Origin of the sequence: Ancylomarina salipaludis (assembly GCF_004122035.1) — a bacterium.
Classification (GTDB): domain Bacteria; phylum Bacteroidota; class Bacteroidia; order Bacteroidales; family Marinifilaceae; genus Ancylomarina; species Ancylomarina salipaludis.
Genome location: NZ_SAXA01000001.1, coordinates 79,063 through 103,325, shown reverse-complemented (window position 1 = coordinate 103,325; position 24,263 = coordinate 79,063). Strand labels below are relative to the sequence as shown.

19 protein-coding genes and 2 tRNA genes are annotated in these 24,263 nt (G+C 36.0%); 13 read left to right on the top strand and 8 right to left on the bottom strand.

Going from position 1 to position 24,263, the window contains the following annotated elements; all coding sequences use genetic code 11:
• Position 1 precedes the first annotated feature (1 nt).
• Genes EO244_RS00480 through EO244_RS00465 form a run of 4 tightly spaced genes read left to right on the top strand, consistent with a single transcriptional unit; the run spans position 2 to position 5,872 of the window.
• Entirely contained in the window at positions 2 to 2,182 is a 2,181-nt protein-coding gene (locus EO244_RS00480) for a peptidase domain-containing ABC transporter (RefSeq protein WP_129251882.1), read from the top strand.
• Complete coding sequence (locus EO244_RS00475; RefSeq protein WP_129251881.1) at positions 2,179 to 3,477, top strand: HlyD family secretion protein; 1,299 nt, start codon at positions 2,179 to 2,181, stop codon at positions 3,475 to 3,477. The genes EO244_RS00480 and EO244_RS00475 overlap by 4 nt, the downstream gene beginning before the upstream one ends.
• Before the next feature lie 12 nt (positions 3,478 to 3,489).
• The gene (locus EO244_RS00470; RefSeq protein WP_129251879.1) at positions 3,490 to 4,704 is read left to right on the top strand and encodes a lanthionine synthetase C family protein; all 1,215 of its coding nucleotides are present in this window, start codon (positions 3,490 to 3,492) and stop codon (positions 4,702 to 4,704) included.
• A 7-nt stretch (positions 4,705 to 4,711) separates the two neighbouring features.
• Positions 4,712 to 5,872, top strand: coding sequence for a glycosyltransferase (locus EO244_RS00465; protein WP_129251877.1), 1,161 nt, complete (start codon positions 4,712 to 4,714; stop codon positions 5,870 to 5,872).
• 1,278 nt (positions 5,873 to 7,150) lie between these two features.
• Here EO244_RS00465 and EO244_RS00455 read toward each other — a convergent pair.
• On the bottom strand, positions 7,151 to 7,600 hold the full coding sequence (locus EO244_RS00455) for a DUF5675 family protein (RefSeq protein ID WP_129251873.1): 450 nt from the start codon (positions 7,598 to 7,600) through the stop codon (positions 7,151 to 7,153).
• A 124-nt stretch (positions 7,601 to 7,724) separates the two neighbouring features.
• On the opposite strand from EO244_RS00455, the gene EO244_RS00450 reads away from it, so the two are divergent.
• Together EO244_RS00450 and EO244_RS00445 are read left to right on the top strand one after the other, a co-directional pair.
• Positions 7,725 to 7,970: a hypothetical protein gene (locus EO244_RS00450; RefSeq protein WP_129251871.1), complete on the top strand. Its 246-nt coding sequence runs from the start codon at positions 7,725 to 7,727 to the stop codon at positions 7,968 to 7,970.
• A 77-nt stretch (positions 7,971 to 8,047) separates the two neighbouring features.
• Positions 8,048 to 8,671, top strand: a complete 624-nt coding sequence (locus EO244_RS00445) for a DUF6266 family protein (RefSeq protein ID WP_129251870.1) — start codon at positions 8,048 to 8,050, stop codon at positions 8,669 to 8,671.
• A 160-nt stretch (positions 8,672 to 8,831) separates the two neighbouring features.
• On the opposite strand, the gene EO244_RS00440 is transcribed toward EO244_RS00445, so the two are convergent.
• A tRNA-Ser gene (locus EO244_RS00440) sits at positions 8,832 to 8,919 on the bottom strand.
• A 278-nt stretch (positions 8,920 to 9,197) separates the two neighbouring features.
• On the opposite strand from EO244_RS00440, the gene EO244_RS00435 reads away from it, so the two are divergent.
• Positions 9,198 to 10,832, top strand: coding sequence for an ABC-F family ATP-binding cassette domain-containing protein (locus EO244_RS00435; protein ID WP_129251868.1), 1,635 nt, complete (start codon positions 9,198 to 9,200; stop codon positions 10,830 to 10,832).
• A 147-nt stretch (positions 10,833 to 10,979) separates the two neighbouring features.
• Here EO244_RS00435 and gap read toward each other — a convergent pair whose 3' ends face one another.
• Positions 10,980 to 11,987, bottom strand: a complete 1,008-nt coding sequence (gene gap / locus EO244_RS00430; RefSeq protein WP_129251866.1) for a type I glyceraldehyde-3-phosphate dehydrogenase — start codon at positions 11,985 to 11,987, stop codon at positions 10,980 to 10,982.
• 540 nt (positions 11,988 to 12,527) lie between these two features.
• On the opposite strand from gap, the gene EO244_RS00425 reads away from it, so the two are divergent.
• Positions 12,528 to 14,294 (top strand): ShlB/FhaC/HecB family hemolysin secretion/activation protein, encoded by a 1,767-nt coding sequence (locus EO244_RS00425; protein ID WP_129251864.1) that lies wholly within the window; start codon positions 12,528 to 12,530, stop codon positions 14,292 to 14,294.
• 334 nt (positions 14,295 to 14,628) lie between these two features.
• Here EO244_RS00425 and EO244_RS00420 read toward each other — a convergent pair whose 3' ends face one another.
• Genes EO244_RS00420 through EO244_RS00410 form a run of 3 tightly spaced genes read right to left on the bottom strand, consistent with a single transcriptional unit; the run spans position 14,629 to position 17,275 of the window.
• A complete protein-coding gene (locus tag EO244_RS00420) occupies positions 14,629 to 15,852 on the bottom strand; it encodes a C45 family peptidase (RefSeq protein ID WP_129251863.1) in 1,224 nt (407 codons plus the stop codon).
• 48 nt (positions 15,853 to 15,900) lie between these two features.
• The gene (locus tag EO244_RS00415) at positions 15,901 to 16,464 is read right to left on the bottom strand and encodes a hypothetical protein (RefSeq protein ID WP_129251861.1); all 564 of its coding nucleotides are present in this window, start codon (positions 16,462 to 16,464) and stop codon (positions 15,901 to 15,903) included.
• 52 nt (positions 16,465 to 16,516) lie between these two features.
• Complete coding sequence (locus EO244_RS00410; protein ID WP_129251859.1) at positions 16,517 to 17,275, bottom strand: SDR family oxidoreductase; 759 nt, start codon at positions 17,273 to 17,275, stop codon at positions 16,517 to 16,519.
• 336 nt (positions 17,276 to 17,611) lie between these two features.
• Between EO244_RS00410 and EO244_RS00405 the strand changes: the two genes are divergently transcribed.
• The 4 genes from EO244_RS00405 (at position 17,612) to EO244_RS00390 (ending at position 22,986) form a co-directional block, all read left to right on the top strand.
• On the top strand, positions 17,612 to 19,768 hold the full coding sequence (locus EO244_RS00405) for an AIR synthase related protein (protein ID WP_129251857.1): 2,157 nt from the start codon (positions 17,612 to 17,614) through the stop codon (positions 19,766 to 19,768).
• 87 nt (positions 19,769 to 19,855) lie between these two features.
• Positions 19,856 to 20,626 (top strand): bifunctional demethylmenaquinone methyltransferase/2-methoxy-6-polyprenyl-1,4-benzoquinol methylase UbiE, encoded by a 771-nt coding sequence (gene ubiE, locus EO244_RS00400; RefSeq protein ID WP_241687918.1) that lies wholly within the window; start codon positions 19,856 to 19,858, stop codon positions 20,624 to 20,626.
• A gap of 51 nt (positions 20,627 to 20,677) precedes the next feature.
• Positions 20,678 to 21,397, top strand: a complete 720-nt coding sequence (gene porT / locus EO244_RS00395) for a type IX secretion/gliding motility protein PorT/SprT (protein ID WP_164977371.1) — start codon at positions 20,678 to 20,680, stop codon at positions 21,395 to 21,397.
• Positions 21,398 to 21,423: 26 nt separating this feature from the next.
• Positions 21,424 to 22,986, top strand: a complete 1,563-nt coding sequence (locus EO244_RS00390) for an NAD(P)/FAD-dependent oxidoreductase (protein ID WP_129251853.1) — start codon at positions 21,424 to 21,426, stop codon at positions 22,984 to 22,986.
• A gap of 66 nt (positions 22,987 to 23,052) precedes the next feature.
• Here EO244_RS00390 and EO244_RS00385 read toward each other — a convergent pair.
• Positions 23,053 to 23,125: transfer RNA gene (locus tag EO244_RS00385), tRNA-Trp, on the bottom strand.
• Between the two features lie 259 nt (positions 23,126 to 23,384).
• Here EO244_RS00385 and EO244_RS00380 point away from each other — a divergent pair.
• Positions 23,385 to 23,822: a (4Fe-4S)-binding protein gene (locus EO244_RS00380; protein ID WP_129251851.1), complete on the top strand. Its 438-nt coding sequence runs from the start codon at positions 23,385 to 23,387 to the stop codon at positions 23,820 to 23,822.
• Between the two features lie 55 nt (positions 23,823 to 23,877).
• Here EO244_RS00380 and hpf read toward each other — a convergent pair whose 3' ends face one another.
• Positions 23,878 to 24,159: a ribosome hibernation-promoting factor, HPF/YfiA family gene (hpf, locus tag EO244_RS00375; protein WP_206734431.1), complete on the bottom strand. Its 282-nt coding sequence runs from the start codon at positions 24,157 to 24,159 to the stop codon at positions 23,878 to 23,880.
• Positions 24,160 to 24,263 lie beyond the last annotated feature (104 nt).

Genomic DNA, 24,263 nt, shown 5'->3' with positions numbered 1-24,263 from the left:
TATGAGTAAATTCCCTGTATTTATACAACGCGATGCAACAGATTGTGGCCCATCTTGTTTAAAAATTATTTCTAAATATTATAAACAATATTTGGAAATTGATTTTTTACGTAAAATTACTCATAAGAGTAAATTAGGGGTTTCACTCTTGTCTATAAGTGATGCCGCAGAGAAAGTTGGATTTCGAACTTTAGCTTGTAAAGTTGATTTTGATCAAATAGCAGAAAACGAATTCCTTCCATGTGTTGCACATTGGAACCAAAACCACTTTGTGGTAATTTATAAAATCAAAAAAGGGAAAGTATTTATTTCTGATCCTAATATTGGTTTGGTTGAGTATAGCAAGGAAGAATTTCTAAAGTGTTGGGCAACCAAAGATGAAATAGGAGTAGTTCTTCTGTTCGAACCTACTCCAAAACTTTACACAGATGAGTTCGCAGCAAAGAAGAAAAAAAACTTTTCTTTTTTGTTGGATTACATTCTTCCCTATAAGAAACTTATCTATCATTTATTACTTGCATTTCTAGTTGGCAGTGGCTTAAGTCTCATCTTCCCATTTTTAAGTCAGGCCATTGTGGATATTGGAATATCATCTCAGGACTTAGATTTTGTGATCGTTATATTGATTGCACAGGTAATTCTTGTTGTAAGTCAAACAAGCATAGGATTTATAAGAAATTGGATTATGTTACATGTAAGTGTGCGAATAAGTATTTCTTTAGTGTCTGATTTCTTAATAAAATTGATGAAGCTTCCGATTAGGTATTTTGATACAAGAATGATTGGTGATATTAGGCAGAGAATTGATGATAATGAGCGGATTCAAACTTTTCTAACTCATAGTTTGATTAGTATGTCTTTCGGGTTTTTCACTTTTATTATATTTAGTTTTGTTCTGGCAATCTATAAAATTGAGTTGTTATTAATATTTTATTGTGGGAGTGCATTGTATATAGCATGGATATTATTGTTCATGAAAAGAAGAAGAATGCTGGATTATAAACGTTTTTCTGTTTTAGCTTCTGAACAGAGTAATATTTACCAGCTTATCACTGGTATGCAGGAAATAAAGTTGAATAATTGTGAGAAGGAGAAGAGGTGGGAATGGGAACGAATACAAATGAAATTATTCAAGGTGAAAACAGCTAGTCTCATGTTGAATCAAAATCAACAGGCAGGTTCCTTACTAATTAACCAATTAAAAAATGTATTGATTTCTTATATTACTGCGAGGAGCGTCATAACTGGAGAAATTTCGTTGGGTATTATGGTTGCAGTCCAATATATCGTTGGACAATTAAATGCACCAATTACTGAGTTTATAGGCTTTCTTCAAGCTGCCCAAGATGCTAAAATGAGCTTGGAGCGTATTGGAGAAATTCATGAAGAGGAAGAAGAACTTGTCTCTGAAGTGAGAAACTTGGATATATTTGAAGGTAGTAAAGATATAGTTATTAATGATCTATCATTTACCTATGATGGCCCTCATAGTCTTAAGGTGTTAGATAAGATATCTTTAAAGATACCCAATCAGAAAATGACTGCTATTGTTGGTGCTTCCGGTAGTGGTAAAACGACTATGTTAAAATTGCTGCTAGGCTATTACAAATTAAGCCCTAATACAATTCAGCTTGGGGATATGGATCTGTTCCAATATAACCTAAGTAAATGGAGAGAAAAGTGTGGTTGTGTAATGCAAGATGGCATAATTTTTTCTGATACAATAAGAAAGAATATAGTGATTAAAGAAGAGGAGGTGGATGAAGCCAAATTCATTTCTGCTATTGAAACGGCTAATTTACATGAGTTTGTTAGTCAATTGCCCTTAGGTTATAACACTAAAATAGGTCAAGAAGGAAAGGCTTTGAGCGAAGGTCAGAAACAAAGAATATTGATAGCAAGAGCTGTATATAAAGACCCTGATTATTTATTTTTCGATGAAGCTACAAACTCTTTAGATGCACAAAATGAAAAAGAAATTGTAGAAAAATTAAATAGTTTTATTCTTGGTAGAACGGTAGTTATTGTTGCTCATAGATTAAGCACTATTAGAAATGCGGATCAGATTATTGTATTGAATAAAGGAAAAATTTCAGAGATCGGATCACATTCTAACTTACTTGATCAGCAAGGAGATTATTATCATTTAGTCAAGAATCAATTAGAATTTCTGGAGGTATGAAATTAAAGAAAAATGATCCCTTCCAAGGTAGAAGTGAGGTGGTTCAGGAAGTTCTGGGACATGCTCCCAATAAGATTATTATTCGTAGCAATCTTGTTATGTTCATTATTATACTTGTTCTTATTATAGCTTGCTTTTTTATTAAGTATCCTGATAGTATTGAGGCACGTGCAACTTTATTGTCTTATTCTCCTCCCATTGAGGTAGTTGCAAAAAGTAGTGGGAAATTATGTCATTTATTCTATAAGGATGGTGACTTTGTCGACGCAAATGGATTGATTGGAGTGATTGAGAGTGCAACTAGCTTTCGGGATGTTATGGATTTAAAAGTGCTACTTGATACCATTGATTCTACTTTTCGAAGTAGAAATAATAAGTTGAATAATAATTTTAATCTCGGTAGTATGCATGTGCATTATTCAACTTTTGTTAAACGCTTAAATAAATTAATCGATTTTAAACAAGATATTAAGTTAAGGGTACAAATAGATGGGTTTGAGAAACAAAAGCAGAATAGTGAGAGGTATAAGCAAAACTTGCAGAAGCAGTTCGATATTTTAAGTGATGAAATTGAGATCAGAAACAAGTGGTACAGAAGAGATTCCATTTTATTTCAGGGTGATTTTATATCAAGTAATACGTTCGAAACTTCAAAGTTGCAATTTGTTAGTAATCAGAAAGCTCTGCATTCAGCAATTGGGCAAATATTACAAGTAGCTGGAGAAGAAAAAATGATAGATAACAAGATTTTGGAAATAACGGCCGAATATAAAGACCGCTTACGGCAATTAATTGCGGATGTTGAAGAAAGTTACATCATATTAAAATCACAAATAGATATTTGGGAAGAATTATACTTATTAAAAGCTCCAATAAGTGGTAAGCTTACTTTTACTAACGTATGGAGTAAAGAGCAATATATTAATGTGAGAGAAAAGGTTTTTACGATTGTACCCACTGATGATAATGTTATAGTGGGGAGGGTGTTAATACCCGTATCCGGAGCTGGTAAAGTGAAAAAAGGCCAATCTGTTATTTTAAGGTTGGATTCGTATCCATACATGGAATATGGTTTTATTAATGCCAAACTGGAAAAGTTTTCTTTAGTACCAGTAAATGAAGGAGGTATATTTTACTATATAGGTGAAATTCAATTACCAGATAGAATGGTGAGTAATTATGGGAATGATTTGCCTTTTATTCAAAAATTACAAGGTAATGCTGAAATCATGGTTAATAAAAAAAGATTAATCGAACGATTTTATGAGCCCATTAAAAATATAATTAATAAATAATTTCAATAATATATGAGTAAACTTAAAGAAGATATAGGTCGAGAAATTGATCGCATACTCTCAAACTATTTGACTGCAAGTAAAGAATATACTTGGAATGAAATTAATCTTTATGGTGGTATTGCAGGTCAAATTCTTATGTTAGGTGTAGCTGGAATTGTTCGGAATAACGCGAATGAATCAAATAAGCTCTTTGAAGATATTGAACATTCAATGGATCTTGTTGAAAAATATTTCCAACAAATTAATCCTACATTCTCAGGAGGTTTATCAGGTTGGGCATGGGCAATTCAATTTTTAGATAAAAAAAATATTGTTGATATTCCAGAAGGGTTTTTTATAGAAATTGATAATATGTTAGAAATTAAACTTAATAATTTCTTAGATAATGACGTGTATGATCAATTAAATGGTGCTTTAGGTATCGCAAGGTATTTTATCGCAAGGGGTAATCGTGATGTCCTAATTAGAGTTATCGATTATCTGGATAGGAAAGCTCATAAAATTAATAAGGAGGTTATTTGGACCCATGTTCCTTGGTATGATAAAAAAAATCCCTTCTATGATTTTGGGCTCGCACATGGTGTACCTGGTATTTTACATGTTGTTTCTAAATGTCATCAGTTGGGTATTAAACAAAACAAATGCTCGGAGCTGATAAGAGGCGGATTGAATTTCTTGTTTAATAATATTCAAAATGTAAATGAAGTTGGTTCATATTTCCCAAATAAAATAGAAGTATCTCAATATAAGCAAGGAAAATCTCCATTGCAATTGAGTCGTTTGGCTTGGTGTTATGGAGATTTGGGCACTTTTTATATTATAAATGAAATTTCAAGACAAATGGGACTTGAAGAATATTATCGAGAATCTGAGAATTATTTGTTACAAACTACACATAGAAGAACTTTTGAATCTACTCATTATTATGATGCCGGTTTTTGTCACGGTACGTCTGGAATTGCTCATCTATACAACAGGTTGTTTTTGAAAACTAAGAATATGCAATTTCATGAAGCCAGTGTTTTTTGGTTCAAGAAAACTCTGGAATATGTAACGAGAGATTCAGGTGATGGCAATTATAAATATTTACTTGGTAATTTTGAAGATAGGAAATTGCAGGAAAACAATCAGTTATTAGAAGGAGATGCCGGTGTAGCACTTTCGTATTTAGCATTCCTTTATCCAGATTTATGTGTATGGGATGAATGTATGATGCTAAATTAGAAATTTTATGAATGTTTTAATAGTGGTTTATCCTTTTTCAGGCGCGATGAGATATGTAGAGGAACTTACCTCTTTTCTGATTACAATTAAAGATATCAAAATATATAAGTTGCACCTTTGGTCTCAAGAAAAAAATGAATATTGTGTCGATTCTATTAAAGGAATTAAGGAAGTATATTTCCCATATCCAAAATATAAGTGTAATAATGTTGATAAATATTATAACAGAGTTATAGATGTCTTAGTGAAAGATTTTGACTTTGCTTCAGACACTATTTGTCATATAAATTCTTCTTATCATTTAGATTTTGGAATATGTGTTAAAACGCGATGTAAGTTTAAATTAATATTCACATTGCATTTTTTACATAAGGATCATACTTTGGGTGCATTGAAATATACTGACTCCAATGTGGTAGATCGTTTTGATGGAATTGATGTTGAAAAATTCAAGAAGTATGATAGAATTATTTGTGTAACTGAGTTTGCTAAAAAAATGTTAAATAATAAAAGTAATATTCCTAGTAGTAATGTTGTTACCGTTTATAATGGTTTTAAGGGTTATTTAAATATACCTGAGAGTGCAAGTAAAGACAAAATAAAATCTGATTTAGGGATTTCTAATCATGAGAAAATAATATTGTATGTTGGTCGAGTTATTGTAGATAAAGGAATAACACAATTAATTAAGGCATTTCAACTTTTAGATGATTGTATGGATAATTGCAGGTTGGTTGTTGTTGGCGATGGAGATTCAAATCTTATAGATAAGAATATTGAGAAGATTGTTTGGACAGGGAAAATTAGTCAGGAAGAATTGGCAAAATACTATACAGTAGCAGATATTGGTATTATTCCTTCACATTACGAACAATGCAGTTATGTCGTTTTGGAGATGATGAGTATGAAACTTCCTGTTATTATGTCAGATATTCCTGGTTTAAATGAACTGTCGAGTAATGGTTCTTCAGCATTTTTATCGAAAATAAATATGGAAAATAATATAATTGATGAGGTAGAGTTAAGTAATAATATAGCTCATTTATTAAAATACGAACAATTTAAGACTAGTTTGGGTGAGAGAGGGTATAAAGCTTGGGTGTCAAAATACACTTCAAATAGAATGGGGGCTGAAGTTTTAGATATTTATAATGAAACTATTTCTTAATATATGATAGGAATCGATAAGCTTAGTGGAATATTTTGGGGTTTAAAAATTTGTCAATTTTCTGTTTCAAAATTATTTTTAATTTGAGTGGAATAGGAAATATGGCGTTCTCTCCTCGGGCTGCTGCAAAAAGTTCGCCAGGGGTTTCCAAAATCCTGCCGGCTGTTCCACTGTTTTTTAACCTCATCCTTTCTGCTTTTTATCTAAAGAGATTCCACAGCCATCAGGCATTTGTAACCTAAAGTTGCTGGGCAGATATTGTATTTCGGAGTCTCACCTCAGTTGAGGCTCCGAATAAGTTTTTGTGCTCAGTTCTATTAACGCAACCCTGTCATACTTTTCGCGCTCCGCCCTTCGTCGTTCACAGCAATTCCCGGCCCTTTTGTCTCGTGTTTGTGTATAAGTTGTTTGATTGGTTTAAGTGAGGGAGGAGAGATGCTTAATGGCTTATTATTTATTGAAAGATTCACCAGTCAAAAGTGCCTCCATTGCTCACTTTAGGCTCGCCTGCTAGGTCGGCCGCTATCGGTTTTGTCATCTTTTTTGTTGGTATATACATTAGTGTTTAATTCAATTCAAGAAGGTCGGCTGTGTTTCTGAGCGAAGTCGAAGAACAAAAAAGCCGCCAAAGCCCGCTGGCTGTCAATCACATGTGCCTTGTTTTACTTGCCAGTCACGGCCTCCCACTCGCAGACGGCTCGCGCCTTTTATGAAGCCTCGGCTCAATGACCACCAACTAACCCCACCACCACCCATTTTTAATGCAGGCATTAAAAACAAAAAAAATGAAATAATAGTAGGTCATGTTTGTTGTAGCAGGTAGAATTCTCTTCATTTGACCTTTCTGACCTTTCTGACCTTTCTGACCTTTCTGACCTTTCTGACCTTTCTGACCTTTCTGACCTTTCTGACCTTTCGACTTTAATCAGGGATATTTTCCTCCTACCTGATAAACAAGATATTCCCTTGTCAGTAGCAGGGGTATCCAATTCCTCACGCACGAGCTTTTTAGCACCCCCAGCAAGTCAAGGTCGGGGCCTTCGGTTTTATCCGATTTTTTTCTTCAAGTTGTTTCTTTGTTGATTACAATACTTTGGTAGATTATTGAAATGTTTACTGCCGATACAGTATTGATGGGGCTTTGAAAGCGGAGTGCATCAGAGCTCCTTATCAATTCGTAATCGGTAAAAAATCAGATAAAAACCTTGACTGGGAAGCCCGTATCGCGGCAATTTAAAAGATGTTTAACAGGTAGCAGCAAAAGATCTGCAGGTGATTTTAGCCGTTGATGATTTCCAGAGCAATTTGCTTGCCCTGATTCTCAGCCTCCGCAATCCTTAAGCTCAGCTCTTTCTCGAGACTCCCCTGAATCAACTCTTTTGTAACCCGGTGTTTGGCGATCAGAATGCAGCCTTCTGTATCCGTGTGCCGGTTCCCCCCATGAAAACGTATGCCTTTAAATTGGATGCCCATGGCATTCACGCTCCCGTCACTTTGATTGAAGATCAGGGGCATCATCCTTTCATACTTGGGGCTGTAACTCAATTTGACCTGATATTGGTAGGCGGGTAGGGCGGTATGCCCTTTCACCTTGATGCCGAATGCCCGGACGGTATCCTCCAGGGTGTAGCCAAAAAATTGACCATCGATATACATTTTCCCCACAGTGGTTTGACTGGTAAATTCGTCTCGAATTATCCGTAGATGTAAAATTTCATGTGCTTTCATAATCAGACAATTATACAATTTGATGCAATTGGATGCAATGCGCTGTAAATCAACTCTATAGTTGTGTTTTTCGACATTAATGTATGTATTTTAAGTCTATGTTTAACCCTTAAAGCCCTTGAAAATGAAAAATATATCTTCTTTTTTGATTGGCACAGCATCAACCCTGGGCATGGCTGAATCCATCGGTATTCAGCCTGATGTTCTGGATGCGGCACAAAATATCCCCGTCGACAGCACCGAAGCCATCGTTTCGGTTGTTGGTGGAACGGTTTCGACCATTGTCATTGCTCTATTAAAGCGACTGTGGTCGAAAAAAGATAGAAAACGTGAACGCAAAAAGCGCGATCGTGGAGACAAAAAGGAGTAAGGACAAGTAGGTACCAGCTCCGTACCTGTCTCAATTCTATGTTAACTAATCAATTACTAACCCAAATTTTAAATGTCATGGGAAAATACACTCAAGGGATCCTGGGCCCATTCTCAGGAAAAGTGGGTGCCGTTGTCGGCAGCTCATGGAAAGGCGTGAATTACATCAAATCACTGCCTGGTCCAAATACCTCGAATACCGAAGCGCAGCAACAACAGAGAAGCCGCTTTAAGTCGGTGGTCAGCCTGGCCTCATCATTGATGTCAAGTCTGATCCGTCCGGTATGGAATTTAGTCGGTGGTAAGATGACCGGTTACAATCTCTTTGTGAAAACCAACATGCCAGCTTTTGATGAAAGCGGAACTTTGGTGAACTATTCTGATTTTCATGCTTCCCTGGGCGCTTTGCCACTTCCGGAGAACTTGACGATTCAGGATGATGCCGATGTGGTATCCGGCATTGAATTGTCCTGGAAAGACGACAGTGCTGTCGGTGTTGGCAATGCGGATGACAAACTGCATCTGTTGGTGATGACAGCTGATAAGGTTCACATCTTAAACACAGCTTCCGTTCGTTCGGATCAGTCAGCCGAAATTACCTTGCCGGCTCCAGCGGGCGAGGTGCATGTGTATGCTTTTTTCGGTACCGCAGAGGGTGGCCAATTTTCACCTGATCTTTACTCTAAGATCCTTTTATCTTAGAATCTCTCTAAATTCAAACTATTTTAAGCTGCTTCGCTATGCGTGGCAGCTTTTTGTTTTTTAGGCGTAAAAGTGAGAAAATTGTTGCAACTATGTTGCAACCAGAAGTTATTCCCAATAAAAAAAGCAGCATGTGAAATGCTGCTTTGCTTGTTTTTACTGGCGGAGAGGAAGGGATTCGAACCCCCGGTACCTTGCGGTACACGAGCTTTCCAGGCGCGCACAATCGACCACTCTGTCACCTCTCCAGTTTGTGAGAACAAAAGTAGAAGAAAAATCGGCATTACAAAACAGGAATGATGAGAAATCTGGTTAAATATGGATTAAAATGCAGCCCAAGTTCTTATTGGTGGCTATAATTTCTTCAATTTTCGTCATAAGATTTGATTAGAGAGTCGTATAAAGCATTGAATATCTTTCAAGAGATAATTGTATTCTGACGATCTCTTATATCTTTGCAGCTTGAAAATAAATATGGCTTACTGATCGTGATTTGAAATGAAGATCAGGTTTAAAAATAAAAAGAATGATTTCAGTTGATGGTTTGGCGGTAGAGTTTGGTGGCACTACCTTATTTAAAGATATTTCCTTTGTTATAAATGAAAAGGACAGAATTGCCCTAATGGGGAAAAATGGGGCTGGTAAATCAACGTTGTTGAAAATTATTGCTGGTGCTGATAAACCCACCCGTGGACGTATTGGTGCGCCTAAAGACGCGGTAATTGCATATTTGCCTCAGCATTTGATGACCGATAATACGAGAACTGTATTTGAGGAAGCTTCACAAGCTTTTTCCAGAATATTTGAAATGGAAAAAGAAATTGAAGAGTTGAATTTGGAGATGGCTTCGCGTACCGATTATGAGTCTGATGAATACTATCAGTTAATTGAGAAAGTTTCGTCTTTAAGCGAAGTTTTTTATTCAATTGAAGAAATCAATTATGATGCTGAAGTAGAAAAGACTTTGCTTGGTCTTGGTTTTATGCGTGAAGATTTTACCCGCCCAACTTCGGAGTTTAGCGGGGGCTGGCGTATGCGAATTGAGCTTGCGAAAATTCTGCTTCGTCAACCAGATTTAATTCTTCTGGATGAGCCGACCAATCACCTGGATATTGAATCGATACAATGGTTGGAGAATTTCTTAATGAATTCGGGCAAGGCGGTAATTGTGATTTCTCACGACCGTGCTTTTGTCGATAATATTACCACTCGTACTATTGAGGTGACTATGGGGCGTATCTACGATTATAAGGTTAATTATTCGGAGTATTTGGAGTTAAGAAAAGACAGACGCTTGCATCAGCAGAAAGCATATGAAGAACAACAACGAATAATTGCCGATAATCAGGCTTTTATTGATCGATTTAAAGGAACATATTCCAAAACCAATCAAGTTTCATCCCGTGAAAAGATGCTTGAAAAGATGGAGATTGTTGAGATTGATGAAGAAGATACATCTGCATTGCGTTTGAAGTTCCCACCTTCTCCACGATCAGGAAATTACCCGGTTATTGCAGATGGATTAGGCAAATCGTATGGCGATAATTTAGTGTTTGCTGATGCTAAATTTACCATTGAACGTGGTGAGAAAGTAGCTTTTGTTGGTCGAAATGGTGAAGGTAAATCGACATTGGTTAAGGCTATTATGAATGAGATTGATTTTGAGGGATCTTTAACTTTAGGGCACAATACCATGATTGGTTATTTTGCTCAGAATCAAGCGTCATTATTGGATGAAAATCTAACAGTTTTCCAGACGATTGATGATGTCGCAGTAGGTGATATTCGAACTAAGATTAAAGACATGTTGGGGGCCTTTATGTTTGGAGGTGATAATTCAACTAAGAAGGTTAAAGTGCTTTCAGGGGGAGAACGTACGCGTCTGGCTATGATTAAGTTGTTGCTCGAGCCTGTCAATCTTTTGATTCTTGATGAGCCGACCAATCATCTTGATTTAAAAACCAAGGATATCTTAAAGGATGCACTGATGGCTTTTGATGGTACATTAATACTTGTTTCTCACGATAGAGATTTCCTAAATGGCTTGGTTGACAAAGTGTATGAATTTGGAAATAAAAGAGTGAAAGAACACCTTTGTGGTATTTCAGAATTTCTTGAAACCAAGAAAATGGAAAACCTTACTGAGTTAGAAGTCAAGTAAGCGTTTTCTTTTATATAAGACTAATGAGCTTGCAGAATATATTTCTGCAAGCTTTTTTTTTTTGTTCCTGATATTGAGTTAATCATTGAGCAAAAAAAAAAGACCGTCAATACAGACAGTCTTTTTTGAAATATTGTTTTCAGTAAATTATTTTACTGAATCCATGTACTGGATTAATTCACATACTTTAGTAGAATATCCCATCTCGTTATCATACCAAGTAACAACTTTTACGAAGTTTGGAGACAATTGGATACCTGCTGTTGCATCGAAAATAGAAGTACGAGTATCACCGATAAAGTCGTTAGATACAACAGCATCTTCAGTGTAACCTAAAATACCTTTGAATTCGTTTTCTGAAGCTTCTTTCATTGCAGCACAAATTTCTGCATAGTCAGCACCTTTTTCAAGACGAACTGTCAAGTCAACAACAGATACATCAGGAGTAGGAACACGGAAAGACATACCAGTTAACTTACCATTCAATGAAGGAATTACTTTACCTACAGCTTTAGCAGCACCAGTAGAAGAAGGAATGATGTTTTGACCAGCACCACGTCCACCTCTCCAATCCTTAGCAGAAGGACCGTCAACTGTTTTTTGAGTTGCAGTAGTCGCGTGTACAGTAGTCATTAAACCTTCGATAATTCCCCACTTGTCGTTCAATACTTTAGCTACAGGAGCTAAACAATTAGTTGTACAAGATGCGTTAGAAACGAAAGTCATATCGTTTGAGTAGTCTTTGTTGTTAACACCCATAACGAACATTGGAGTATCATCCTTAGATGGAGCAGACATGATCACTTTCTTAGCACCTGCGTCAATATGACCTTGAGCGCTTTCTTTAGTTAGGAAAAGACCAGTAGATTCAACTACGTATTCAGCACCTACAGCACCCCAGTTAATGTCAGCTGGATTTCTTTCAGCAGTAACACGTACAACATTTCCGTTTACGATTAACTGACCATCTTTAACTTCAACATCACCGTTAAATTTACCGTGAGTTGAGTCATATTTTAGCATGTAGGCCATATAGTCTACATCAATAAGGTCGTTAATAGCTACTACTTCGATGTTACCTTTAGCAACAGCCTGACGGAAAACGAAACGTCCGATACGGCCAAATCCGTTAATACCAATTTTAATCTTTGACATTGTGTATAAAGTTTTAATTTATAAACCCTTTGTTTCTTGAATGGCAAAAGTAGAGAAATAAATATGAAAACGAGAGAAAAAAGTGAAAAAAAAACAGATGTTTTTTGATCATATCCGAGTTGGTGTTTGTTGTAAATCAGCTTGTTGTTTAAATCTGTAACGATTGCAATTAAGTGAAATAAAGGCAAAAAAAAATCTCATGAAATGAGATTTTTTATTCTTTATACCAATTTTAATGTTTTTTGCGTTTCTACTTTAGTGTATGCAGGACATTTTTTGTCAGTCGCACAAGAACTTAAAACGGTTCCTACCAAAAGAAGTAGGCATAGTGCATAAAGTAATTTTTTCATAGTGTTATTTTTTTCGAATCAGGCTCAAATTTAATATTTCTAGTTTAGACACAAGGATTATTAGAGAAAACAAAGCAATTTTGTTTAATAATTCGTAAAAGATAATGATATTCTTGCAACTACAGAAATTATCAATCATTTTTGAATTGAATTTTTGTCATAAGAATCTGGTTCTTCGTTTAAATAATATATGGACTCATCAAACTTTAAATTCTATTATTTCTTAAGAATAAGCTTTTTAATTCTGTTTCTGATCTTGGAAATTGGGGTTTTGTTTTCGCAAAATCAGGCTCATTATATACATGTTTCAGGAAGTCAACTTTCAATTTTTAAAAAGCAGGCTAAGCAATTGGCACGTTATCGTTTCGATGATGAAATAGTCTTAAAGCTAAAACTTGAAAACTTAAAATCTTATTTTATTAAACACGGGTATCTAGAGACGAATGTGGATCGTAGTTATAAAGTTGCTGATACACTTTTTGCTGTATTCCACTTGGGGAAATCCTATGTTTGGAAAGATCTAAAATTGATTTCGGATAAGAATTTTGCTTATGAGGGCATCGATTTTGATTTAGACGAACTTCAGTCTTATTCCATAAATGCCGGAATGAAGAAACAGATTGTGATTCTCGATTATTGTTTGGATCATGGCTATCCATTTGCCACTTTAAATTTATCCGAAATTAAAATTGACGATGGTGAAATTAGCGGTATTTGCAATTTGAACCTTCATCAAGCTGTTGTTTGGGATAGTATGCTGATTAGGGGGAATGTACTTATTCATCCAAAATTTATTGAAAATTATCTTGATATAAAGCCAGGTGAGGCTTATAGCGAAGAAAAATTCGAAGCAATTTCCGGATTAATAGACAAACTTGAATTTGTATCAGAAATTAAACCTGCTGAACTTGAATTTTTTGATGAAACGGCCAAGGTTTATCAGTATTTAAAAAAACAACCAGCAAATCGGTTTGATGGTATTGTTGGTTTTCAAAAGAATAATAAGACGGATAAATTTGAACTTACCGGGGAGGTTAATTTGGCTTTAGTCAACTCTTTTCGTAGGGGCGAACGGATTCATTTTAATTGGAGAAAATTGGATGAGAGTAGTCAGCATCTGAAAATTGCCTTTGAGTATCCTTATATTTTTAATTCAAATTTTGGAACTGATTTTGGTTTCCAATTATTGAAGCAAGATAGTTCTTATGTGAATACTAATTTGAGATTGGGTTTGAACTTTCAACAGGGCGCAAACAGTTGTTTAAAATTATATTACCAGTCGAAAGCTTCAAAATTAATATCGACTAAACAATTCGTGGGTTTGACTGTTTTGCCTGATTTTGCTGATTCAAAATCGAATTTTTTGGGTTTTGAGTATGATTATGAGAGATTTGACAGACAATATAATCCTCTTAGGGGGTGGAAACTGATTTTTGATGTGGCTGGCGGGCAAAATCGAATTCGAAAGAACAGGAATATCTCTGATGAGCTTTACAAGGATATTGAGCTGAATACACGAATTCTGGAAACTTCTTTGAGTTTGTCCAATTATATTCCGCTTGTTTCAAAATTCGTTTATCATTGGCAGTTGATGGGGGCATGGATGGAACGAAAAAACTATTTTGAAAACGATCTGTTTCGATTGGGTGGTTTGAAAAGTATAAGGGGATTTAACGAAGATGCCTTTAGAGCGTCGAAATTTGCAATTGCTAAACAGGAAATTCGTTTTGTTCCAAGTCGAAATACAAGCATTTACCTTTTTTGTGATTACGCATGGTATGAAAGGGAAATTCAAAGTAAGATCGTATCGGATCGCCCCATAGGTTATGGTTTTGGTTTTAATTTTTCAACAGGTTCCGGGATGTTTTCGTTAAATTATGCTTTGGGTAGGCAGGATGGGCAGTCTGTAGACTTCAAATCGGCTAAAATCCACTTTGGTTTTATTTCGAAATTTTAGATTCTGATTTTAAATCAAAAATGGCTGAACACGTGAATGAACAGCCATTTTAAACATCAAACTTCAAATTATTAGTCGCGATTTTGTCAGTACTCTGATTTAAAATCAACAGCCAAAACTAGTCATAAGTTTGGAGTTTGTTAGTCATTGAAAATAAGTTGTTAAACATGGCGCAAACGTTTGAAATTATTCTATATTTGCAAGTACATTAAGGTAGGTGGGCTTTGTTTTTGATCTAACTACCATGTGATGCGAATAAATATTTATAAAAAAACACCCACTAAAATAGTGAGTGTTTTGTGTTATAAGGCATTTAGTGACTGGGAATTGTTTTTTACAGATCAAATAGGTTTTTATAATCGGTTTTGATTAATTCATCTACTTTTTGGTAGAAAGCCTCCAATTCTTTTTTATTAAGCCCTTTCTTTCTCCAATTTTGAAGGTTTAGTTTACTTAATTCAAGTATTTTATTCTCTGTTTTTTCCAATTGTTGTACAATTCCGGTTTCCTCTTTATTGTAGGCAGCAGTGGTATTCATATAATCTTCACCGGCTCCTCTTGATACTGGGAAAAATTTCTTTTTTAGTTCTAGAGTTTTGCTGCATAGTTCAGCATTCTGGTCTTGTTTTGCAGACAGAGTTGCTGGTAAGTTAATATTCTTTATGCTCCAGGTTGGAACGGCAACCGAAGCCAGAGGAAAACCAAGCAAAGTCCACATGGTTGTTAGCTTGGGATCTTCTTTGTCTTTTACCCCCTGAATAACAAAGGATGATGTTGAGATATAACGATTAATACAATCTTTTACGACGATAAAGTTTTTCTGATTTTCAGATAAATTTTGATAGGACTTCACATCGTCTTCAGTCAGGAAATTTTCAAGCGATCGGCATTGGTTTTTAAGAATGAAAGTTGGATCAAGTTGATTGGTTCCCGCAGCAGCGAAGAATTCTTTTTCTGCATTCATATAACGAATGTAACCATAGCCTTCGTTCTCTCTACCAGTAAACGAATAATTTGCTCTGATGATATAGCCATTGGGAGCTGTTTTTTTATCGTTGGCATCAAATTTCACGAAGCCTTCATCATTTGTTTCAAAATATGCAGCGCCGCCTTTTGCATCTATAACACCAAAATTGGCTTCCAAACCCATTGGTTTTGGAAGGTTTGAAAGTAAGTTTTCAAAATCTTCAAGTGTCTTGCAGCTTTGCAGGGCTTTTTTCATGATAATACCTTCCTGATCTCTAAATGTAGCATCATTATTCGATCTGAGATTGAAAGAGGCTGAGTTCATAATTGCAAAGCCCATCTCGTTATTGCCACCCCAGATTTGCTCACCATTAGCATCGTTCGAATTAATTAGACCAAGGTAGGTGAATACACCATCATTGAAAAGGCGCAGTTTGTTTTGATAGCTTTCAGAGTCGCGATGTTTCCATAAAATAGGGCGTCCATCCTTAGTCGATTTTCCGGAAATAACTGCCGTGGTACAGGCCATAGAGGATCCATAAGCCAAGCCTAAAAGGAAGCTTAAAAGAGTGATGTGTTTAATCAATTTCATTCTAGTGTGAGTTGGTAGTCGAAAGTTTTGGTCAGATTTTCGATTGTGTTAGTTATCGGTTTTGTTTGTTTGGTTGAGTACATAGTTACAGAAAATAATACTCAACAGCGTAATTCCTGAGTTGGCCCATTGGGGCAGATCTGCAGGGAGGTAGATTTTAAAGGCAAAAATTAATAGAATGGCAATTAGAGTGCCCATGAAAAATGAAGCAATTAGATTTTTTTTGTTTTCGGTAAGAGCTTCGTTTCCAATCTGTTCAATTTCATCAATATCAACTTTGAAATTAAGCATGGCTTCGTTAAAAGCTTCGGCTTCTTTTGTGAAATACAGTTTTGTTTTTGGGGATGAAAATTGACCCGCAGAGCTGAACTTGTATTTTGCCAAAAGATCGTAATCCATTTTTTCAACTTTAATCACATCAAGTCGAACAATAGTACGCCATTTTAAGGGATTAAGTGAGGTGAAATTTCCCCACCATGATCCCTTTTTCAATGTCATTCCGTATGCATTCGCATCAATTAGCGTATAGCCTCTTGTTTCGTAATATTTAATAATGTCTGAAACGAGAAGTTTCTTGTTACGCTTGATGTTGCAAGTGCTCAATTTTTCCATAATTCAATTTTATTGATTACGAAAGATACTTAAAAATTGTGGATGGTTTCTATTATTTTCTATTGACGTCCCGGGCAGATGCCTGAGCTGAAGGCATGATCAAAATATCATTGATTGAAACATGTTCCGGACGTGTTGCTATAAAAAGTAAACTGTCCGCAATATCTTCTGCTTTCAATGGAATAAAACCTTCATAAACTTGTTCCGCTTTGTTTTCGTCTCCTTTAAAGCGAACAAGAGAAAACTCGGTTTCAACCATACCTGGAGCAATTGAACTTACTCGTATGTTGTGAGGTAATAAATCGATTCTCATTCCTTTGGTGATGGCTTCAACTGCATGTTTTGTACCACAATAAACATTTCCACCAGGATAAGCTTCCTTGCCGGCAATAGAAGAGATATTGACAATTAGACCTTTTTTTCGGGCAGTCATTAATGGGCTGACACAACGTGTTACGTAAAGCAGACCTTTTACATTGGTATCGATCATACGATCCCAATCATCAATTATACCTTGCTCAATAGGAGAAACGCCAACTGCCAAACCAGCATTGTTTACCAATACATCGATGTTTTTCCATTTTTCAGGTAATGCATTTATTGTTTGTTCAACATCTTCGTAGTTTCTGACATCAAGACAAAGACTTAATACTTCTTTATTGAATTTTTCCTTAATTTTTTTTGCCAGATTTTCTAAATTTTCAAGACGTCTGCCAGCAATAATTAAGTCAAATCCGTTCTCGGCTAATTTTAGCGCACAGGCTTCACCTATACCTGCTGAAGCACCCGTTACTAAAGCTATTTTATTCATATTGTGAGTTTTGTTGTTTTTTTCAGATCTCATTTATACTGTAAATATTAAATACAGAATCAGAGTTTTCGAGCCCTAAATTTAGAAACAAAGTCTCTAATTGATGTTAGGGTTCATTATTTTTTTATAAATTTAGTTAATCATCAAGCTTTCCAAACATAGATGTCTTGTTTTGAGATATGTCTGTTATGAGCGTGTTTTGATCTTTTACAATACTTATTTAAGTAAATAATAACAATAGATGTCAAATCTTGTTAATCAGATGAAACGAGCCATGATTAATTAGGTGTTAATTTGGCGACTTCCGTGTGCTGTTAATATGAAAATTATAAACACATGAAAAACAAAGCGAATACACTAAAGATTACGGAAAATTTAGAAAGCTATCAGGATGTTTTAATTGCAATATCCGAAAAGATGGGACGAGACCTGAATGAATTGGAGTTGCAAATTTATTCTGCCATGTGGGCTGAAACGATTTCCTACAAAAGTTCGTATCAATGGATTAAATCTTTGCCAACCAAAGATGATCGGGTTGTAGTTGCTGCTGGTGTTGCAAATTCAGGAGCTATTGACATTGGTAATGGTTTGTGTTGCGTTTTTAAGATGGGAAGTCATAATCATCCTTCGGGAATTGACCCATATGAAGGGGCGGCAACTTGTGTCGGAGATGTTATTCGTGATGTCGTTTCTCTCGGCGCGAAACCCATCGTTTCGTTGAATTCTTTTCGCTTTGGAAATCTAAATTTAGACAGAACGCAATGGCTGTTGGACGGAGTGAAAAAAGGTGTTTACGATTATTCGTCTTTACAATACGTTAAAAATATCAATAGTGATATTTGTTTTAACGCCTCTTATGATTGTAATCCTTTGGTTAATGTCATGGTTGCCGGTCTTGTTCACAAGGATAATCTTATATCGGATAGAAAAATTTGTGTTGGCAATGTTGTTTTTATTGTTGGCAAATTAACCAGTGATGATGGTGTTTCGATTGATATGGAGAGTGTTGATGTTGCTAAAAGTAGCCCGGATTTATCGAGTGCTCTGATAAAATCGATTTTGGAATTGACCAAGCAAAATGCTCTTTTGCATGTAGAGAATATGGATATGGCTGGTATTGTTACCGCCTCTGCTGCAATTGCTGCCAAAATTGATTACGGTATTGACATTGAATTGAATAAAATTCCTTTGCTGAAGGATGATCTGACCATAGAGCAAATCATGTTGTCGAGAACTCAGGAAAGGATGATGCTTGTTGTTGACCAGTCGAAAGTTGAAGATGTTAAGAATATTTTTAATCGATCAGAAGTGCTTTGTACACAAATTGGGACTGTTGTTGAGAATGAGACTCTGACATTTTTTGATGAAAATGATGTTGTTGCTGAATTCTTTCCTGAAGATTTAGTAATGGGTTCTGCACCTTTACAAAAGGAGAGGGTATATGTCCCTTCTGTTGAAGTTAATCACAGAGATTTTTTAGAGAAAATTCCTGAACCGGATGATTATTGGAAATTGATAAGGCATCTGTTAAAAGACAAAAATATAGGTGTTAAATTACACATTCAGTTGCACAATCAAATCGAAGAAGATCATTCGCCATCTGATGCTATTGTTTTGTATCATAAGGATGTTGCTCCTATGTGTTTCACGATTTCGGGAAACTCAAACTATTGTAATTCCAATGCCTTTGTTGGAACACAGATTAATATGGCTATGGCTGTCAGGCGGATTAGCTGTTCGGGAGGAAAAGCGCTTGCGATTAATGATTGTCTGAATTTTGGAAGCTTGTTGGATGAAAAGGTTTATGCTCAGTTGGTTGAATCAGTAAAAGGTTTGACTGAAGCCTGCAAGTTTTATGAAACGCCTGTTTTAGGTGGTAATGTTAGTTTCTACAACGAGAGTACTGTGCAGGGACGTCGCATTCCAATTCAACCAACTCCCGTTATTGCAATGTTGGGTATAATGGACACGCCTCAGGATCATACCTCATATATCTTTAGACAAAAGGGTGATATGATATTCTTAATCGGGCAGTCTCGTAATGATATTGCAGGGTCTCAATATTTGCAATGTATTAATAAAGGGGAGCCTTTGGGCATTCCTCATTTCTCTCTTTACGAAGAGAAAAAAGTGAATGAATGTGTGCAAAAATTGATTAAGCAAAGGTTGATTGTCTCTGCACATAGCGTTGATGAAGGTGGTTTATTTTTTAATCTGATTTCATCGGCCATGCCTTTAGGTTTTGGTTTTGATATAACTTCGCCTGCCGAAGTCAGAAAGGATGCTTTCTTGTTTGGTGAATCGCAATCTCGTGTAGTGGTTTCGGTATCTATGGAAAATGAAGACGATTTTATAGATGCGATGATGGAGTTTGGGGTATCATTCTCGACTCTGGGGCATGTTACAAAAGGAGAATTGCGAATTGATGATATTCCTTTTGGCTATATTGATGAGTATAAAATTGATTTTCAGCTGAGTTCTCCTTTTGATTGATTGAATACATGTAAATAAAAGTCAGTTTTGTAATCGGCTTATCTCGACAATTAATATATTTGCGTTTGGTTTCTCAACTTTAGTTTGTTGAGAGCATCTCAACTATCAGATTTATTAATCTTCAGAAAATATATTTTAGTGGTCAATCCATATAAAGATTTAGATAAAGGGAAGAAGGCTCAGGTTGCCTTAATGTTTAATAATATTGCAAGGAAATATGATTTCTTAAATCATTTTCTGTCTCTGGGAATCGATAAATTGTGGCGTAAAAAAGCCATTAAATTACTCCGGTCGCATCAACCTAAGCGTATGCTTGATATCGCAACAGGTACAGGTGATTTTGCTATTGCCGCATTAAAGTTAAATCCGGATTCGGTTGTTGGTATTGATATTTCTACAGAGATGTTGGCTGTTGGGCGTGAGAAAATTATTAAAAAAGGCCTGCAAAATAAAATATCGCTTTTCGAAGGTGACTCTGAAAATATACAATTTGGTGATAACTCATTTGATGCAATTACAGTAGCTTTCGGTGTGCGTAATTTCGAGAATCTTGAAAAAGGGATTGGCGAAATGTATCGTGTTCTTGATAAGGGAGGTAAGTTGGTTGTATTAGAGTTCTCAAAACCTCGTAAGTTCCCTATTAAGCAAATTTATAATTTTTATTTCTTTAAAATTCTTCCTTTTTGGGGGCGAATTGTTTCAAAAGATGTCTCTGCTTATACTTATTTGCCTGAATCTGTTGAAAATTTCCCTGATGGAGATAAATTTATACAAATCTGTAAATCATGTGGGTTTGATACAGTTCAAGAGCAAAGATTAAGTTTTGGTATTGCTTCGATTTATATTGGAACCAAATAGAACAATAATATTCAGATAATTGGGTTATTTACTGAAACAACATATTATAATTTGAAGAAATCACTTGTTATATTATTGCTTCTATTATCGTCGGGTTATATTTATTCACAAGGGGTGTATCGTCCCGGGGGAATTTTAAATAACCAAAGAATCGATCAGAAGCGTTTGCATTTTGGCTTTACTTTGGGCTTGAATGCCATGGATTATGCCATAAGGAATTCTGCCAAAGATAATATTAGAGCCGAACAAGTGACATTCTCACCTGGCTTTTCAGTAGGAATCATTTCTGATTTGAAACTACACGAGGATTTTTCTTTACGTTTTCAGCCTGGATTGGAATTTGGACAACGCACAATCTTATATTCAGATGACGATGATTTAAAAACGCCAGCCAATGAAAATATTCTTGAGAGTGTTGTCATAAATTTGCCATTATTATTAAAGTACAGAGCAAAGCGCCTGGATAACTATCGGCCCTATTGGGTTGGTGGCTTCAGTTATAAAATGGATGTTCAGGCACCCGGCCATTTAGACCCTGAAAACAATGTTATGGTTAGTTTAAAGCCTAACTTTTTTTGTTTGGAACTGGGAGCGGGAATCGACTTTTATTTGCCGTACTTTAAATTTGCGACTGAATTAAAATTATCTCTTGGTTTGCAGGATATTCTGAATCACAAACTTGATCCGGAAAACCCTGATGCAGACTTTTATACTTATTCTATAAACAGGATGAGTTCGAAGGTGGTGACACTTTCATTCCATTTTGAATAAAACACACCTTTTTTTAACATATCAATATGCTTACCGAAATTAATTTGGTTTTAAGTCCACGTGATGCTTCTGATGAAAGTTATTACAAATCCCTAGTAGCTAAGGATCTGAAGATTAACAGCGACAGGATAACCGGCATTCAAATATTGCGTCGTTCAATAGATGCTCGTCAGCGAAATATTAAAATAAATATGCGTTTTCGTGTCGCCTACGATGAAGCTTTCCCTGAATTGAAATTGTCTGATTTCACCTATCAGAATGTATCAGATAAGAAAAAGGTAATTGTTGTAGGAGCAGGGCCTGCAGGTTTATTTGCTGCTCTTAGACTCATCGAATTAGGTTATTGTCCCATTGTGCTAGAACGCGGGAAAAGCGTTGAAGACAGAAAAAAGGACTTAGCTGCAATTCATAAAAATAGAATTATTAACCCGGATTCGAATTATAGTTTTGGTGAAGGGGGAGCAGGAACATTTTCTGATGGCAAACTTTATACCCGTTCGAAAAAACGTGGAAATCTGAAGAAAATTCTTGAAGTATTACATTTTCATGGTGCTCAGGAAGATATTTTGATTGATGCACATCCCCATATTGGTACGGATGTGCTACCGAAAGTTATTGTTAAAATTAGAGAAAGTATTATCAGTTCTGGTGGTGAAGTGCGTTTCTCGGCGAAAGTCAATCACTTGCTTGTAAGCAATGATAAAATTTCAGGTGTTCGGATTGAGACTGGTGAGGAAATTAATGCTGAAGCTGTGATATTGGCAACCGGGCATTCGGCTAGAGATATTTATTATTTACTTGATTCACAAAAGATCGGGATCGAAGCAAAATCTTTTGCAATGGGGGTTCGTATTGAGCATCCTCAGAAACTGATTGATCAGATTCAATACCATAATCCGGAAGGGCGAGGAGAATATTTGCCCGCGGCAAGTTACAGTTTTGTACACCAGGTTGAAGGACGAGGAGTGTATTCTTTTTGTATGTGTCCAGGTGGAGTTATAGTGCCGGCAGCAACTGCTGATAATCAACAAGTGGTGAATGGTATGTCTTCTTCGCGACGAAATACGGCTTTCGCCAATTCTGGGATGGCAGTTGAGATCCTGGAAGAGGATTTGGTCGATTTTAAAGAACACGGTGCTTTGGCAGGTCTTAAATTCCAGGAAGATTTAGAGCGGCTTGCTTTTGAAAAAGGAGGATCGGACTTGACTGCTCCGGCTCAGAGAATGCTTGATTTTGTGAAAGGTTTTTCCAGTTCAGATCTGCCTGTTTCATCCTACCAACCCGGATTAAAAAGCTCAGCAATGCATGAATGGTTGCCTAAGCATATCCGATTCCGTCTGCAGGAAGGTTTTAAAGCCTTTGGGGAGAAATCTAAAGGATTTTTGACTAATGATGCCGTAATTCTTGGGGTCGAATCCAGAACTTCATCTCCGGTAAGAATTCCTCGTGATAATAAAACTATGCAGCACGTTCATGTTTCAGGCTTATTTCCATGTGGTGAGGGTGCAGGTTATGCAGGGGGAATTGTGTCAGCGGCAATGGATGGCGAACGCTGTGCTGAAGCTTTTCATAATATGATGCTTGAATAGATTTTCAAGCTTTAAATTTTGTTCATAAAAAAAGCTTCCAAATTATTTTGGAAGCTTTTTTTTTCGCACGGGCGGAGAGACTCGAACTCCCGACACCTGGTTTTGGAGACCAGTGCTCTACCAACTGAGCTACGCCCGTTTGTGATTGAGGCTTTATCCTCATTGTTCGCTGACAAAAGTAGAACAATTTTTGGTACCTGCAAGCACTTTCCGGAAAGAAAGAATAAGTTTTTTACGTTCTGTAAGTGTTGATTTTCCTAGTGTTTTAAGAATGAGCTTTTTAGTTTGAAGAAACACCCGGATATTTTTTTTGAAAAAAAAGACTAGGCTATTTTCAATTTAAAGTGTTAAATTATGACTTAAAGATTCAAACGGATTTGTTATTAAAAATTACTGATATGAAAGAGTCTAAAAAAGAGTACAGTAATGGTGAAATTACAGTGGTTTATCGAACAGATTTATGCATTCATTCGGAAGTGTGTTCTAAAGGTTTGCCCGATGTTTTTCAACCAGGTTCTCAGCCTTGGGTGAAAATTAATGCGGCAACTAATGAAGAAATTATGCAACAGGTGCAAAAGTGCCCAACCAAAGCACTCTCTTTTTATGTGAATATGCCTGAAGAAGAAAACAAAAATGAAGTTATGGCTCTTGAATCGGGATTAAAAGTTCAGGTTTTGAGTAAGGGGCCTTTGTTGGTTGAAGGGATTATAACATTAGTTGATGTTACCGGGAAACGTGAAGTTAAAATGGGGGAAACCTATTTTTGCCGATGCGGAGGCTCATCAAACAAACCTTTTTGTGACGGAACGCATAATAAGAATGGCTTCGAAGGTTAATGAAAAAGCCCTGATATGAACTATATCAGGGCTAAGTTTTATGTGTGTTGAGATTCTATTTCTCTTTGTTTTTTAAAATCTGAATTCTTAGAGCATCGGCTACAAGTTCTGCTGCAGCTTCAAAAGAATTCGATTGTTTTCTTGCGAAAAGTTCATTTCCGGGTACATTCACCTTTACTTCGACAACTTTATTAGCTTTTGGATCTGAATTTTCGATATTTAAAATGACATTGTAGTCGCAAATATTACTATCAAATTTATTTAATTTACTCAACTTCTGATTAATAAAAGCTTCAAGTTTCTTATCAGCTTTAAAACCTACGGATTGCATCTTCATATTCATCACAATTCCTCCTATATTTTATTGCTCAAGAGAGCATTAGTTAATATTTCGTTAAATAATAACCGATCGGTGATAAATGCGCACATTCGGCTTGTAAT